14 protein-coding genes are annotated in these 15,627 nt (G+C 59.6%); 11 read left to right on the top strand and 3 right to left on the bottom strand.

Going from position 1 to position 15,627, the window contains the following annotated elements:
- Nucleotides 1–37 precede the first annotated feature (37 nt).
- The 8 genes from ectB to yidD all read left to right on the top strand — a co-directional run bounded on the left by ectB (nucleotide 38) and on the right by yidD (nucleotide 6,680).
- On the top strand, nucleotides 38–1,306 hold the full coding sequence (gene ectB / locus RVM27_RS00570; protein ID WP_016913835.1) for a diaminobutyrate--2-oxoglutarate transaminase: 1,269 nt from the start codon (nucleotides 38–40) through the stop codon (nucleotides 1,304–1,306).
- A 43-nt stretch (nucleotides 1,307–1,349) separates the two neighbouring features.
- Entirely contained in the window at nucleotides 1,350–1,742 is a 393-nt protein-coding gene (locus RVM27_RS00565) for an ectoine synthase (protein ID WP_016913836.1), read from the top strand.
- 256 nt (nucleotides 1,743–1,998) lie between these two features.
- Entirely contained in the window at nucleotides 1,999–2,835 is an 837-nt protein-coding gene (locus tag RVM27_RS00560) for an ATP-dependent zinc protease family protein (protein WP_498957143.1), read from the top strand.
- 38 nt (nucleotides 2,836–2,873) lie between these two features.
- Nucleotides 2,874–4,397, top strand: a complete 1,524-nt coding sequence (locus RVM27_RS00555) for an inactive transglutaminase family protein (protein WP_498957142.1) — start codon at nucleotides 2,874–2,876, stop codon at nucleotides 4,395–4,397.
- On the top strand, nucleotides 4,394–5,392 hold the full coding sequence (locus tag RVM27_RS00550; protein WP_039177944.1) for an alpha-L-glutamate ligase-like protein: 999 nt from the start codon (nucleotides 4,394–4,396) through the stop codon (nucleotides 5,390–5,392). The genes RVM27_RS00555 and RVM27_RS00550 overlap by 4 nt, the downstream gene beginning before the upstream one ends.
- Nucleotides 5,393–5,423: 31 nt before the next feature.
- Nucleotides 5,424–5,873 (top strand): transcriptional repressor, encoded by a 450-nt coding sequence (locus RVM27_RS00545; protein ID WP_039177943.1) that lies wholly within the window; start codon nucleotides 5,424–5,426, stop codon nucleotides 5,871–5,873.
- Nucleotides 5,873–6,343: a phosphoribosyl-AMP cyclohydrolase gene (gene hisI, locus RVM27_RS00540; RefSeq protein WP_498957141.1), complete on the top strand. Its 471-nt coding sequence runs from the start codon at nucleotides 5,873–5,875 to the stop codon at nucleotides 6,341–6,343. Before RVM27_RS00545 ends, hisI begins: the two co-directional genes overlap by 1 nt.
- A 64-nt stretch (nucleotides 6,344–6,407) precedes the next feature.
- A complete protein-coding gene (gene yidD / locus RVM27_RS00535; RefSeq protein WP_237718584.1) occupies nucleotides 6,408–6,680 on the top strand; it encodes a membrane protein insertion efficiency factor YidD in 273 nt (90 codons plus the stop codon).
- A gap of 12 nt (nucleotides 6,681–6,692) precedes the next feature.
- Here the strand turns inward: yidD and RVM27_RS00530 are convergent, their stop codons facing one another.
- Entirely contained in the window at nucleotides 6,693–7,109 is a 417-nt protein-coding gene (locus tag RVM27_RS00530) for a SufE family protein (protein ID WP_016913843.1), read from the bottom strand.
- A gap of 49 nt (nucleotides 7,110–7,158) precedes the next feature.
- Nucleotides 7,159–8,373 carry a tyrosine-type recombinase/integrase gene (locus tag RVM27_RS00525; RefSeq protein ID WP_498274344.1) on the bottom strand — a complete coding sequence of 405 codons (1,215 nt, stop codon included), beginning with the start codon at nucleotides 8,371–8,373 and terminating at the stop codon, nucleotides 7,159–7,161.
- A gap of 220 nt (nucleotides 8,374–8,593) precedes the next feature.
- On the opposite strand from RVM27_RS00525, the gene RVM27_RS00520 reads away from it, so the two are divergent.
- Nucleotides 8,594–9,610 carry a DNA-binding protein gene (locus tag RVM27_RS00520; RefSeq protein ID WP_498957140.1) on the top strand — a complete coding sequence of 339 codons (1,017 nt, stop codon included), beginning with the start codon at nucleotides 8,594–8,596 and terminating at the stop codon, nucleotides 9,608–9,610.
- An 89-nt stretch (nucleotides 9,611–9,699) separates the two neighbouring features.
- Here the strand turns inward: RVM27_RS00520 and nfuA are convergent, their stop codons facing one another.
- Nucleotides 9,700–10,305: a Fe-S biogenesis protein NfuA gene (gene nfuA, locus RVM27_RS00515; protein ID WP_016913846.1), complete on the bottom strand. Its 606-nt coding sequence runs from the start codon at nucleotides 10,303–10,305 to the stop codon at nucleotides 9,700–9,702.
- 234 nt (nucleotides 10,306–10,539) lie between these two features.
- Here nfuA and metH point away from each other — a divergent pair, with 234 nt between their 5' ends.
- Together metH and RVM27_RS00505 are read left to right on the top strand one after the other, a co-directional pair.
- Nucleotides 10,540–14,235: a methionine synthase gene (metH, locus tag RVM27_RS00510; protein WP_498957139.1), complete on the top strand. Its 3,696-nt coding sequence runs from the start codon at nucleotides 10,540–10,542 to the stop codon at nucleotides 14,233–14,235.
- A gap of 29 nt (nucleotides 14,236–14,264) precedes the next feature.
- On the top strand, nucleotides 14,265–15,554 hold the full coding sequence (locus RVM27_RS00505) for an MATE family efflux transporter (RefSeq protein WP_498957138.1): 1,290 nt from the start codon (nucleotides 14,265–14,267) through the stop codon (nucleotides 15,552–15,554).
- Nucleotides 15,555–15,627: the final 73 nt, after the last annotated feature.

Here is a 15,627-nt window from a genome sequence, read left to right as displayed (position 1 = left end):
TCAGGCCAACCAGACCCGACTGATAAGGAGGTCGCTTATGCAGACCCAGACGCTCGAACGCATGGAATCCAATGTTCGTACCTATTCACGTTCTTTTCCTGTCGTCTTCAAAAAGGCCCAGAACGCACGCCTGACCGATGAGAATGGGCGTGAGTACATCGATTTTCTTGCCGGTGCCGGAACGCTCAACTACGGTCATAACAACCCGCACTTGAAGCAGGCAATGATCGACTATCTGGCTACGGATGGCGTCGTACATGGCCTGGACATGTGGACCAGCGCCAAGCGTGACTACCTCGAAACGCTGGAAAACGTGATCCTCAAGCCACGTGGTCTGGACTACAAGGTGCATCTGCCTGGGCCTACCGGCACCAACGCAGTGGAAGCGGCCATTCGCCTGGCCCGTGTTGCTAAAGGTCGCCATAACATTGTGACCTTCACCAACGGCTTCCACGGTGTCACCATGGGCGCACTGGCCACCACCGGTAATCGCAAGTTCCGCGAAGCCACCGGCGGTATTCCCACTCAGGGCGCCAGCTTCCTGCCGTTCGATGGCTACATGGGCGAGCACGCCGATACGCTGGATTACTTCGAGAAGCTGCTCAACGACAAGTCGGGTGGTCTCGATGTTCCGGCCGGCGTCATCGTCGAGACCGTGCAGGGGGAGGGCGGTATCAACGTGGCGGGCCTGGAGTGGCTCAAGCGCCTGGAACAGATTTGCCGTGCCCACGACATTCTTCTCATCGTGGACGACATTCAGGCAGGCTGTGGCCGTACCGGCAAATTCTTCAGCTTCGAGCATGCAGGCATCACGCCAGACATCGTGACCAACTCCAAGTCGCTGTCAGGTTTTGGCTTGCCGTTCGCCCACGTATTGATGCGCCCGGAGCTCGACAAGTGGAAGCCAGGCCAATACAACGGTACGTTCCGTGGTTTCAATCTCGCCATGGTGACTGCCACGGCGGCGCTGAAAAAATACTGGTCCAACGATACCTTCGAACGCGACGTTCAGCGTAAAGCACGTATCGTCGAAGAACGTTTCAAGGCCTTGGCAGCGCTGCTCAGCGAGAACGGCATGCCTGCTACAGAGCGCGGTCGTGGCCTGATGCGTGGTATCGATGTGGTCTCGGGTGAGATTGCCGACAAGATCACCAGCACGGCTTTCGAGGAGGGTCTGATCATCGAAACCAGTGGCCAGGATGGCGAAGTGGTCAAATGTCTGTGCCCGCTGACCATTCCAGATGCCGACCTGCTCGAAGCGCTGGATATTCTGGAAGCGTCGGTCAAGAAAGTCATCAACGCTTAATGGAACGGCAGCCGCCTTGGCTGCCACGTTATGGAGTACGCCCATGATCGTTCGTAATATCGAAGAAGCTCGCAAGACCGACCGTCTCGTCACGGCCGAAAACGGCAACTGGGATAGCACGCGCCTGGTATTGGCCAATGACGGCGGCAATTTCTCGTTCCATATCACGCGCATCTTTGAAGGGACCGAGACTCATATTCACTACAAGCACCACTACGAATCCGTCTACTGCATCGAAGGCGAAGGCGAAGTGGAAACCCTGGCAGATGGCAAGATCTGGCCCATCAAGCCAGGTGACATCTACATCCTCGACCAGCACGATGAGCACTTGCTGCGTGCCCACAAGACCATGCACTTGGCCTGTGTGTTCACGCCGCCGATTACCGGCAACGAAGTGCACCGTGAAGATGGATCCTACGCACCCGCTGACGACTGATCGTCGGACGTAGGTGTTTGCGGCCTGGCCTGGTGCCAGGCCGCTTTGCGTCAGTCGTCGGTTGGCGCCACTTGCAGTTCTGCCTATGAGCGTTCATCCACGTCTTTTCAGACACATAAGTTCGCATAATATATATTATGTTAAATAGTGTGCCACAAACACCTTGCGAGCCCATGAAAAGCCGCCGTGACGTTGGACAAGCAGATACCCTTCTCCTTATCATTCGTGCTCTTATTGTTTAAGGATATCCCTCGTTATGCGCTCAGGTGTTTTATGGCTAATGGCCGGTTTGTCGATGTCGCTTGCAGGCTGTGCAGTGACGCAGCCCGAATCGAATGAGCCCCCGCCACTAAGCGAGGCGTCGTTCAACACGCGTATCCTTGAACTCGAATCCAGCTTGCAGCAACAGTGTCAGGCTTCTTCGGCGCTCAATGAACAGCAGCTTGCCCAGCAGCGCACGCTGACCGCCGACGTGCGCGAAGTGGGAAGCCTCCTGCGCCTGCTGCGTGACGATGTCGCCAATCTCGAAGCTCGTGGTGAGGAGCCCGTGATCATTCGTGAAGAGTGTCCGACAGAAGCCGTCGAAGACGGCAAGACGCTGCTTGGGCGCAGCGAATGGGTCGGCTTTCCCGGCATCGGTACGTACCTCAAGGCCCGAGTGGATTCTGGCGCCAATACTTCCTCGCTGTCCGCCTCGGACATCACGCGCTTTGAGCGTGACGGTGAAAACTGGGTGCGCTTCAAGCTGGCACTCAATGAAGACGATGTGGTCGTAGATCGCGTTCGGGACGAGTGGATCGAGGCGCCCATCCAGCGTCGTGTCAGAATCGTGCAAGCTTCTGGCGAAGAGTCGCGTCCGGTGATCTCGCTGCTGATGACTCTGGGGCCGATCCGCGAGAACGTCGAGTTCACCCTGAACGACCGTACCCATCTGGATTTTCCGGTGCTGCTGGGTCGCCGCTTCATGATGGACATTGCCACCATCGACGTGGCGGAAACCTACCTTCATGAACGCCCCGAATTTCCAGGCGGTGAACCTTCTGAGCAGGCGGCTGACGATGAAGCGGCCGATCAAGACGATACCGAAGAGTAATATCACTCCCCTGCCGCTTTACGCTGAAAGGAATCATCATGTCCCGGTTACCATTTTATTTTATCGTTGGGTTGCTGCTGTTGGCAGGTATTGCCACCAGTGTGCATAGGCATCTGCAGTTCGAAATACCCTGGTTTCCGGGTGAACAGCGGCAGGTATGGGAAATCGAAGCCGTCATCAATTTCAATGCGCAGAACGGGCCGGTGCAGGTAGACTTCGCGCTGCCTTCTCATCAGGCGGGTTACCGCGTATTGACTGAAAATACTGCGTCTTCCGGCTATGGATTGGCGTACCAGGCCGATGAGATGGGTCGTCAGGCGCAGTGGACCATTCGTGACGCGGCCGGTAGTCAGCAGCTTTACTACTCCGTGCAGATGCTGGTATCCCCCGACGCTCGCTCTCCCATTCAAACGCCACCAGGGATCCCCAGCATTACCCCTTGGGAAAGCCCCTATGACACGGCCGCCAGCCAGCTCATCGAGCGTGCCTGGGCGCGTAGCGCCAACAACGCGACCTTTGCCCGCGAGCTCATCCTCGACATTACTGGCGAACGCCAGGGGGAAAATGCCCGTCTATTGCTGACCCAGATGCAGCCCTCTGCGCTGATCGTGCGCCTGCTCAACCAGGCGGGCGTTCAGGCCCGTGAAGTGAGTGGCCTGCTGCTCGAGGATGGACGGCGTCGCCAGAACCTGAGTAGCTGGATCCAGGTATTCGACCAGGCCGCCGAAGAGTGGGCGTTGTTCAATCCTGCCACCGGCGAGCGCGGTCGCCCTGAGAACCTGCTGCTCTGGGAAACCGGCGGGCGTGCCGTGCTCGAAGTACAGGGCGGTACCAACTCGCGAGTATCGTTCTCCATGCTGACCCACAATCAGCCTGCATCAGCGGCGGTTCGCAACCACTACTCCGATGATACGCTGCTCAACTTCTCGATTCACAGCCTGCCCCTGGAAGAGCAAGCGCTGTTCCAGACGATTCTGCTGATCCCGATTGGCGCGCTGGTGGTGGTCTTCTTGCGCGTGCTGGTGGGCGTGAAAACGTCGGGCACCTTCATGCCCGTACTGATTGCCCTGGCCTTTATCCAGACCACCCTGTTGACCGGTCTGATCGGTTTCCTGCTGATCGTCAGCGTTGGTCTGATCATCCGCAACTACCTTTCCTACCTCAACCTGCTGCTGGTGGCGAGGGTGTCGGCGGTGATCATCACGGTCATCGCGATCATCTCCATCTTTACGGTACTCGCCTACCGCATGGGCCTGAGTGCGGGCCTGACGGTGACCTTCTTCCCGATGATCATTCTTGCCTGGACCATCGAACGCATGTCGATCCTCTGGGAAGAGGAAGGCCCCAAGCAAGTACTGATCCAGGGCGGCGGCAGCCTGCTCACGGCGGTGCTGGCTTACCTGGCCATGAACAACCCCTGGGTGCGCCACATCACCTTCAACTTCCTTGGCGTACAGCTGATCCTGATGGCGTTCATTCTGCTGCTGGGCAACTACACCGGCTATCGCCTGCTGGAACTGCGTCGCTTCAAACCCATCACCGATGACGAGAAGCCCTCATGAGTTGGTTCGAAAACTGGACCTGGCCGACCAGGCTGAGGGATAAAGGCATCATTGGCATGAATCGGCGCAATATTCGTTATATCGGCCGATATAACGCGCGCCATCTTTATCCGCTGGTGGATGACAAGCTCAAGACCAAGCTGCTGGCCGAGCAGTACGGCATTACCACGCCCAAACTGATCGGTACCGTGACCACGCAATTCGGCGTCAAGCACATGAGCGAGATGCTGGTAGGTCACCATGGTTTCGTCATCAAGCCCGCCAAAGGCAGCGGCGGCAAGGGAATCCTGGTGATCGAGCGGGTCGAGGATGGCCTGTTCTTCAAGCCCAGCGGTGCTTCCTTGACCATGGAAGATATCGAGCGACATGTCTCGAACCTACTTTCGGGGCTCTATTCGTTGGGGGGCTCCCCTGACGTCGCGGTCATCGAAACGCTGATCAACTTCGACGAGAGCCTGCTGGAGTATACCTACGAAGGCGTGCCGGACATTCGCGTCATCGTGTTCAAGGGGTATCCGGTCATGGCCATGATGCGCCTGTCCACGGCGGCCTCGGATGGCAAGGCCAACCTCCACCAGGGAGCAGTGGGTGTAGGGCTGAACATCGCCACGGGAGCCGCGCTGCGCGGTGTGCAGTTCGACCGCCCCTGCTTCAGCCACCCGGACACCGGGCATGATCTGGCTAGCCTGGTGGTACCTCAGTGGGAAACGCTGCTGCACCTCGCAGCGGGCTGCTATGAAATGACCGGGCTGGGGTACCTCGGCACCGATATGGTGCTGGATCGGGAGCATGGCCCCATGCTTCTGGAGCTGAACGCGCGCCCTGGCCTGGCCATCCAGATGACCAATGGCGAAGGCCTGCGCCGCCGCCTGGACTTGATCGAACGGCAGCCAGATAACGTTCCCGTTGCCAAGCGGGTTGCGTTTGCCCAGCATCACTTTGCGCGGCGAAGCGAGCTGGTGGAAACGCCTGACACCTCTTCGGCAAGCGCGTAGACTAGGCCCATGATGTTCAACGAGCTGTCCAATGACTGAAGCCAACACGTTACTGCAACAAGCCGAGTCTCAGTGCCACACTCGCGGTGTACGCTTTACCCCTATCCGCCGCCGGGTGCTGGAGTTGATCGCCGAAAATGGTGGCGGCCTGAAAGCCTACGACCTGCTGGATCAGCTCTCCACGGAGCATGCCGCCGCACGGCCACCGACGGTGTATCGGGCGCTGGAGTTCCTGATCGACCAGGGGCTGGTGCATCGCATCGAGTCGCAGAACGCTTACGTTGCCTGCGCCTGCCCGGAGCACGTCCACGGCTTTCAGCTGTTGATTTGCCGTCAGTGTGGTTATGTGGAAGAGCTTCATCTGGACGAAATCAGCGACCAGCTGGCTGCGCTGGCCAAGCGCCAGGGCTTTCATGTAGAGCGCCAGACCATCGAGCTTCAGGGCTTGTGCCAGGCGTGCCGACCTGCGAGTAACGCGTGATGTCCATAGTCAACCAGTACGACGGCGATCTGTTCAAGTCGCTGGAGTCCGCCTCCCCTTCAGACACGCTGCCCGATGTGGCGACCATCCTGGCCTCGGTGCGCTTCAATTCGGATGGCCTGCTGCCTGCCATAGCACAGCAGCACGACAGCGGCGAAGTGCTCATGATGGCCTGGATGAACCGGGAAGCGCTGGAAGAAACGCTCACTACCCAACGAGTATGCTACTACTCTCGCTCTCGTCAGGCGCTCTGGCGCAAGGGTGAGACGTCCGGCCAGCAGCAGCATCTGAAAAGCGCTGCGCTGGATTGCGATGGCGATACGCTGCTGCTGCAGGTAGACCAGACGGGGCCCGCGTGTCATACCGGCAGGCGCAGCTGTTTTTACGTGGCGGTGGATGCCCACAAGGCCGCCATCACCAGCGAGCCCTTGATCGACCCCGCCACGCTGTATGGCAAAAAAAGCCCTTGAAGGCACCCTCTTGAAAGCGCTGAAGGTGGTAAAGAACGCGTTGATCAAGGGAGTGTCACTATTGATGGTCGGCCTGGTTCGGCTTTATCAATATACGATCAGCCCGCTCTTGGGCCCCCGCTGTCGCTACTGGCCCAGCTGCTCGTCCTATGCCATCGAAGCCATCCAGGTGCATGGCCCTTTCAAAGGGGGCTGGATGGCGCTCAAGCGCATCCTGCGTTGCCACCCCGGCAGCGCGGGGGGCATGGACCCGGTGCCGGGCGGCCGCAGCGAGCAGCTTTGCAAGGAAGATGATGGCTGCTGCTCAGGCCCCTCCTCCAAACCTTCAGAGCATTAGCAAATTGCTTATCTAATGCTGTTTAGCCACCTGATAGATGCGCTCCAGCATGGCATGCAGGCCGTTGCTCCGGGTGGGTGACAGGTGCTTGTCCAATCCCAGATCTGCCAGAAAATGCGGCTCCGTCTGCTGGATTTCCTCTGCCGTGCGCTCGCTATAAATGCGCAGCAGCACCGCGATAAGCCCCGAGACGATGGCAGCGTCGGACTTGGCCTTGAAGATCAAGCGGCCGCCCTGCTCTTCATGGCACATCCACACGTTTGACTGGCAGCCTTGAATCTTGAATTCGTCGGTGATTTTGTCAGCGGGAAACGCCGGGAGCTGCTTCCCCATATCGATGATGTACTGGTAGCGATCCATCCAGTTATCGAACATTTCAAACTCTTCGACCAGCTCTTGTTGGGCGAGCTCGGCACCGGAAGTGGTCATGGTGGTTCCTTTTCAGGGTAAGTGCGTTGAAGGCCAACATTATAACGGTTCAAGGCTGTTCTAGGGGTGCTGTTTTCAAGCGATGCCGCTGCTGCTGCTCATGCCACTCATGGGCTTCGGTGTGCAGGTAGCGGCTGGTGGTATCCAGTCTTGAGTGGCGGGCGTTTTCTGCCAGGTAGCGCAGGCTGACACCCGCCTGGGCTTGATGGGTAATCGAAGTGTGGCGTAGCCAGTGGGGCGTAGCCATGCGTAGCGCATCGATATACTCCCTCTTGCCCCCTTCTGCTTCAAGGGCCATAGCAGCATCACCGAAGGCCTCCTTGATCAAACGATAGAGCTGGTTGTCGCTGATGCCGCGCTGCTTGTCCAGCGCGCGGATCAGCGGGCCATGTTCGCTAACACCGGGCAGGCCCGCTAAGCCCAGCGCCTGCCGCCACTGTTGCAGGCACGCCTGCATGTCCTCGGGCAGCGGTATGCGCGCTTGCTTGCCGCCCTTGCCAATCACATGCCACCACCAGCGCCCTTCACTGACCCGAAAATCGGCCATGGTGGCGTTGGCCATCTCATAGATACGCGGCGCCAATAGGTAGGCAAAGCCGAAAATGAAGCGATGCCGCGCATGCTCATAGCGGCCGCGTGCATCCGCGGGCATAGGCCGTGTATTCAGCCACGTCCATAGCCAGTCCCATAGCGGTCGCTCCAGGTAGCGTTCGATACGTTGGGTCTGATTATTGAGGCGGCGCGATTTGTCGCGCATCAGCACGAATGGGTTGTGGCCTACCCACCCTGCTTCCACTAGCCAGCCAAACAGCCCTTGCAGGATGACGAGGGTTTGACGTCGACTGGCCGGTGACAGCCCGCCGCGAAACGGTCGCCAAGCCGTATGGTGGCGTGGTTTGGAAGGTCCTACCCACATCTCCCTGGGCTGCGGGTTTTCCAGAAATGCCTCGAAGTCCCGCAACGTTTCACGGTTCACCTCCCTTAGCCCGCGCCCCTGACTGCCCAACCAGAGCAACAGCCGCTCCGCTTCACGGCGATAGCTCTTCAGGGTTTGCGGGCTGTCCTGGTACTCCGCCAGCCATTGCGCAACGGCCTGATAGTCGGTGTCGGCCGCCACATGGGGCGTTGCTGAATCGGTGGTTGTTAGCCTGCCCCCTATGTCGGAAAACACGTCGGCACTGCCCTTCCGCTCGGCCATCTCCAGCCCGTTGGCGAAGGTCGCAAGGTGCGTTGAGTCGTAGAGCGGCACAGGTGGCTGGGTCATGGTGGTAACTCGCGCTATCAGAGCGCTCAGCATCGCCTTTTTGACACATAAATTCAAGATAATATGGGTAATCTTGAATTTATAGGTTTTAAAATAAATAATATTACGTTTTATGTAATACGTAATAATTGAGTTGAGTCCGTTTTTACACGACAATGGCGCACAGCAAATATCCATCCTGAACACTTCAGGCGCGACTCACTTCAAGGATCAAACAGGCATGGCTCGGAACGGCATTCAGTACGGTGATGTGCAGCAGGCAATCGATACCTTGCTGTCACGTGGCGACACGCCAAGCGTGCAGCGCATACGCGATGTGCTGGGGACCGGCAGCTTCACCACCATCAGCGAACACTTCCGCACCTGGCGGGCGGCGCGTGAGCAGAATCGTGACGTGCCCCCACCCAAGGGCGTCCCGGAAGTGGTGGCCAATGTGGCCAGTGAACTATGGAGTGAAGCGCAGGAGCTGGCCAACGAGGCACTGTCGCACTATCGCGAAGAGGCCAACAGGCAAGTAGAAAGTGCTCAGCAGGACGCCGCCGAAGCACGCCAGCAGGCCGCCAATGCCGAGCAGCGAGAAAGCGCCCTGGCGGAGCACCTGCGCCACACCGAGCAGCGCCTGGAGCAGCTGCATCGTGAGTTGGCCGAGTGTCAGGCCCGCGAGCGGCACTGGCAGCAGCAGGCGCAGCAGGCCACAGAGCATGCCGAGCAGCATCTGGCAGACCTGCAAGAAGCCCAGCGGTTGCTGACGGCCACTCAACAAGAGTGTACTGCGCAGCTGGAGACTCGGCAGCAGGCATGGGAGGAGCGCCTCGCACAGGAGGAGCAGCGTAACGAAGCCGCCGAGGCGCGTTTGATGGCGCTACTGGACACTCTGCGCCAAGAGCGTGCCAACGAAGAGAAAGCGCTGCAGAAACGCCTGCAGCAGTGGGAAAAGCGTAGCCAAACACTGGAGCAGGAGTTGCGCAATAAAAGCGATACGGTCAGCCGTTTGCAGGTGGACAACGGCAAGCTCGAGCAGCAGCTGCAAACGCATCAGGGGCATCAGGAGACACTCAAAGCCGCACTGGAAACCGCTCAGCGTAATCTCGATCAGGCAAGGCAGGCGTTAGAGGTCGAGCAGCAGCAGTCGACAGCGCGTGAAGAGTGGCAGCAGCAGCTATGGCAGCGGATGGAAGCCATGCAGGCACAGCTGGCATCACTGCCGGAGGCCATGGCCCCTAAATCGCAGGAGTGAGCAGATACAACAACGCCCGGCAGCGTGGCTGCCGGGCGTTGTTCATGGAAAGTGCTAAATAACAGCGTTGCTGCCAAGCATGGCCGCCATTAACGATAGTAGGCGTTGCTGGTATCGGTGTGGTCGGTGACGTCACGAATACCCGCCAGCTCGGGGATGCGCTCCAGCAGCGTTTTTTCGACGCCATCCTTGAGGGTCAGGTCGACCGCGGCACAGCCTTGGCAACCGCCACCAAAGGCCAGGATGGCCATTTTATCTTCGGTCAGCTCGACCAGCTTGATCTCACCGCCGTGGGCCGCCAGCCCGGGATTGATCTCGCTGTACAGGATATAGTTGATGCGATCTTCCAGCGGGCTGTCCGCATTGACCTTGGGCATCTTGGCGTTGGGTGCCTTGATGGTCAGCTGCCCACCCATACGGTCGGCATTGAAGTCCACCACGGCCTCTTCAAGAAACGCCAGGCTGTTCTTGTCGAGAAACACGTTGATCTTGTCAAGCTCGAGCTTGACGTCGGTGGGCTCTTCTTCACCCGGGCGGCAGTATGCCAGGCAGGTTTCTGCATAAGGCGTGCCCGGTTGGGTAATGAAAATACGCACGGCAATGCCTTCGACGTTCTGCTTTTCCAGCAGCTCGGCGAGGTAGCCCTGTGCGCTATCAGTGATGTCAATGCCCGGCGCTTCGATAGTCGTGGTCATAAGGGATGTTATCCTCCCGTGGTAGTGGCGTTGCCACTTCACATGTCATTTGTGCCTATGGTAAGCAAAACCACGTTGCGACACAATCCCGACCGTTTTAGTCGGCTATTGGGCGAGCGGCATGGCTTACTTGCTGCCCTTGCGAGCACCCTTTGGTATGATAAGCCCGCTCACTCATGACGACGACAACAAGAATATCCTTTTCGACCGAGACGCTGGAGAACTTCCCCTGCCATGGCCGCTAGTGATTTGACTGCATCCCTTACCCAACGCCTGACCCAACGCATCCTGATTCTGGATGGCGGCATGGGTACCATGCTGCAGAATGCCCAGCTCAGTGAAGAGGATTTTCGTGGCGAGCGTTTTCACGACTGGCCTTCAGATCTCAAGGGCAACAACGACCTGCTGGCCCTGACCTGCCCCGACGTGGTGGCCCGTATCCACCGCGACTACCTGCTGGCAGGCGCCGATATTCTCGAAACCAACACCTTCAACAGCACACGACTTTCCCAGGCCGACTATGGCATGGAAGACTTGGTGCCCGAGCTGAACAGGGAGTCTGCCCGGCTGGCCAGAGAGGTGTGTGATGCCGTGGCCGCGGAAACCGACATCCCCCGCTACGTGGCAGGCGTGCTGGGGCCTACCTCGCGTACCGCATCGCTGTCGCCGGACGTCAACGACCCCGCCAAGCGCAACGTGACCTTCGACGAGCTGCGTGAGAATTATTACGAAGCCGCCAACGCGCTGATCGAGGGTGGTGCCGATCTGATCATGATCGAGACCATTTTCGACACGCTCAATGCCAAGGCCGCCATTTACGCCCTTGAAGAGCTTTACGAAGATCTGGGCCGTCGTTTGCCGATCATGATTTCGGGGACCATCACCGATGCGTCCGGGCGCACCCTGTCAGGGCAGACCACCGAAGCCTTCTGGAACTCCATTCGTCATGCCCAGCCCCTCTCGGTGGGCCTCAACTGTGCGCTGGGGGCCGAAGAGCTGCGCCCTTACCTGGAAGAGCTGGCCACCAAGGCCGATACCTTCGTGTCGGCACACCCCAATGCGGGCTTGCCGAACGAGTTCGGCGAGTACGACCAGACGCCAGAAGAGATGGCGGCCATCGTGGGCGAGTTTGCCCAGAGCGGTCTGGTCAACATCATTGGCGGCTGCTGTGGCTCGACGCCGGAACATATCCGCGCCATTGCCGAGGCCGTTCACAGCATGGCGCCCCGTCAGGTGCCCGAGCGCCGTCGTGCCTGCCGCCTGGCGGGCCTGGAGCCTTACAACATCGAGGCCGACTCGCTGTTCGTCAACGTGGGTGAGCGTACCAACGTGACCGGCTCGGCCCGCTTCAAACGCCTGATCGTCGAAGAGGACTTCACCACGGCGCTGGAAGTGGCGCTGGAGCAGGTCGAGAGTGGCGCGCAAATCATCGACATCAACATGGACGAAGGCATGTTGGAGTCGCAGGAAGCCATGGTGCGCTTCCTCAACCTGATTGCCGGGGAGCCTGACATTGCCCGGGTGCCCATCATGATCGACTCCTCCAAGTGGGACATCATCGAGGCGGGCTTGAAGTGCGTGCAAGGCAAGGCGGTGGTCAACTCCATCTCGCTCAAAGAGGGTGAAGCGGCGTTCCGCGAACAGGCCACCAAATGTCGTCGTTTTGGTGCGGCGATCGTCGTGATGGCCTTCGACGAAGAGGGCCAGGCCGATACCTTCGCCCGCAAGGTGGAAATCTGTGAACGCGCCTACCGCCTGCTGGTGGACGAGATAGGCTTCCCGGCGGAAGACATCATCTTCGACCCGAACATCTTCGCCATCGCCACCGGCATCGAGGAGCACAACAACTACGCCGTCGATTTCATCGAGGCCACCCAGTGGATCCGTGAGCACCTGCCCCATGCGATGATTTCAGGTGGCGTCTCCAACGTGTCGTTCTCGTTCCGTGGCAACAACCCGGTGCGGGAAGCCATCCACTCGGTGTTCCTCTACCACGCGATTCGCGCCGGGCTCACCATGGGCATCGTCAACGCCGGCCAGCTGGCGGTTTATGATGACCTGCCCGCCGAACTGCGTGACGCCGTCGAAGACGTGGTGCTCAACCGCCGTGATGATGGCACCGAGCGGTTGCTGGACATTGCCGACAAGTACAAGGGAGATGGCAGCGGCGCAGCCAAGAAGGAAGATCTGGAGTGGCGCAGCTGGCCGGTCAACAAGCGCATCGAGCATGCGCTGGTCAAAGGCGTGACGGCGTTCATCGAGGAAGATACCGAAGAGGCCCGCGCCCAGGCTGAACGCCCCATCGAGGTCATCGAAGGACCGCTGATGGATGGCATGAACGTGGTCGGCGACCTGTTTGGCGCGGGCAAGATGTTCCTGCCCCAGGTGGTCAAGTCGGCCCGCGTCATGAAGCAGGCGGTGGCCTATCTGATCCCGTTCATCGAAGCGGAGAAAAGCGCCGAGACCCAGGCCAAGGGCAAGATCGTGATGGCCACGGTCAAGGGCGATGTCCACGATATCGGCAAGAACATCGTCGGCGTGGTGCTGCAGTGTAACAACTACGAAGTGATCGACCTGGGCGTCATGGTGCCCACCGAGAAAATTCTCCAGGCCGCCATTGACCACAATGCCGATATCATCGGCCTATCGGGTCTGATCACGCCTTCGCTGGATGAGATGGTCCATGTGGCCAAAGAGATGCAGCGACGCGGCATGAACCTGCCGCTGCTGATCGGCGGTGCGACGACCTCCAAGGCGCATACCGCCGTCAAGATAGAGCCCCAGTACGACCACCCGGTCATCTACGTCACCGACGCCTCCCGCGCCGTGGGCGTGGCCGGCAAGCTGCTGGCGCCCAACCTCAAGGCGGCCTACGTCGCCGAGATTCGTGAAGAGTACGAAAAGGTCCGCGAGCGCAACGCCAAGCGTCGTCCCAAAGCCGCCGACCTGGACTACACCCAGGCTCGCAAGCGGCGCTTCCGCACCGACTGGGCTACGCATACCCCTGTGGCCCCCCGGCAGCCGGGTTTGATGACCTTCGACGATTACGACCTGAACGAGCTGGTGGAGCGCATCGACTGGACGCCCTTCTTCATGAGCTGGCAACTGGCCGGCAAATACCCGAAGATTCTCGACGACGAGATCGTGGGTGAAGCGGCGCGCAGCCTGTTTGCCGATGCGCAGGTGATGCTGCGCAAGCTGATCGATGAAAAACGCGTGCAGGCGCGGGGTGTGATTGGCCTGTGGCCTGCCAACAGCGTGGACGACGATGTCATCGAAGTCTATGCCGACGAATCCCGCACCCAGGTCGTCGAGCGTCTGCATCATATACGTCAACAGACCACCAAAGGCCGTGACGGCATCTGTTACAGCCTGGCTGATTTCATCGCCCCCAAGGAGAGCGGCAAGGCTGACTGGATCGGGGGCTTTGCGGTCACCACGGGCCATGGTGTGGATGAGCTTTCCAAAGCCTATGAAGCGGCGGGAGATGACTACAATGCCATCCTGGTACAGGCCCTGACCGATCGTTTGGCGGAGGCCTTTGCCGAGCGTATCCATGAGCGGGTACGCAAGGAGTTCTGGGGCTACGTGCCGGAAGAGACGCTGGACAACGAGGCCTTGATCGCCGAGAAGTACCAAGGCATCCGCCCTGCCCCCGGCTATCCTGCCTGCCCTGATCACACCGAAAAAGCCACGCTGTTCCGGCTGTTGGAAGCCGAAAAGAATACCGGGCTCGTGCTGACCGAGAATTTTGCCATGTGGCCAGCGGCAGCGGTGTCCGGATGGTACTTTGCCCATCCGCAGTCGAAGTACTTCTCCACCGGCAAGATTACCCGTGACCAGGTCGATGCGCTGGCGCAGCGCAAACAGATGTCGCTGGAAGAAATGGAGCGCTGGTTGGCGCCCGTGCTCTCCTACGATCTGAGCTGATGTCGCCGGTTCGTCGTCAGAGCAAGGTCATGCGCCTTGCTCTCCCGGTCATGCTGGGCATGCTGTCTCAGAGTGTGCTCAACCTGGTGGATGCCGCGCTGGTGGGCCACTTGGGGGAGGAGGCTCTGGCGGGCGTGGGGCTGGGTGGCTACGCCATGTTCATGATGACGGCACTGGTGTTCGGCCTCTCGTCAAGCGTGCAATCTCAGACCGCTCACGCTTTCGGAGAAGGCCGCACCGCGCCCACGGCCTTGCAGGCCGGGCTGCTCATCAGCCTGGGGATAGGGGTTCCCTTGACCGCCTTGGCGTGGTGGCAAGCCCCCTGGTGGATACAGCTGATCGCTCCCGCCGATGATGTCTCGCAGGTAGCCGTCGACTACTTTCGCTGGCGAGTGCTGTCGCTTGCGGTGATCGCCATGACCCTCTGCCTGAGGGGCTACTGGAACGGGCTTCAGCACACCCACCTGTATTTGCGTATTGTCGTGGCGGTGCATCTGGTCAACGTGCTGCTCAGCGCAGGGCTGATTTACGGGTTGGCAGGTTTGCCTGCGCTGGGCACCAACGGCGCGGCCATGGGCACCAGCCTTTCACTGCTGCTGGGCCTGCTGGCCTGGGCCTGGGTAACGCTGCGGGCGCGCATTACGTGGCAGCCCTTGCCGTTGGCGGCCCTACTGCAAACCGTCCGGCTGGCCTTCCCCCACTCCCTTCAACAGCTCTGGTTTGCCGCGGGCTATGTGGTGCTGTTCTGGCTGCTGGGGCGGTTGGGTACCTCCAGCGTGGCGGTAGGCCATGTGCTGGTGAACCTCTCTCTGCTGCTGATTCTGCCTGGCGTAGGTATTGGCGTGGCTGCCATGAGCCTGGTGGGCGAAGCCCTAGGGCGTGACGATCAGCGCGAGGCACATCGCTGGGGGCTGGACGCCCTTCGCGTCGCGGCCATGATGTTGAGTATACTGGCGCTCCCCATGCTGCTGTTTCCCGCGCAGATGCTGGGGATCTTTTTTACAGATCCGGCGCTGCTCGAACTTGGGACACTGCCGCTACGCATTACCGCTGTGATGATCGTGCTGGATGCGGCTGCCCTGGTGCTGGCCCAGGCGTTGATGGGAGCGGGCGCACAACGTACCGTGATGCTGTTGACGCTGGGCATGCAGTGGCTGGTATTTCTGCCCTTGGCCTGGTGGGTCGGCATTGTCATGGGCTACGGGCTGGTCGGCGTATGGCTGAGTCAGCTATGCTACCGGCTGCTCAATTCCGGCAGTTTTTTATGGGTATGGCAGCGGCGACGCTGGCTGGCCCACGGCCTCAAGGCGAATGCCTGAGCGCAAACGCATTAATAGCATTTAACGATAAAAAGATAATTATATATTCTTTTGTAGAATATGACGCCCGCGT

The sequence above is a fragment of the Halomonas sp. KM007 genome (assembly GCF_050709225.1).
In the GTDB taxonomy this organism is placed as follows: domain Bacteria; phylum Pseudomonadota; class Gammaproteobacteria; order Pseudomonadales; family Halomonadaceae; genus Vreelandella; species Vreelandella hamiltonii.
This window is presented reverse-complemented; position numbering and strand designations above follow the sequence as displayed.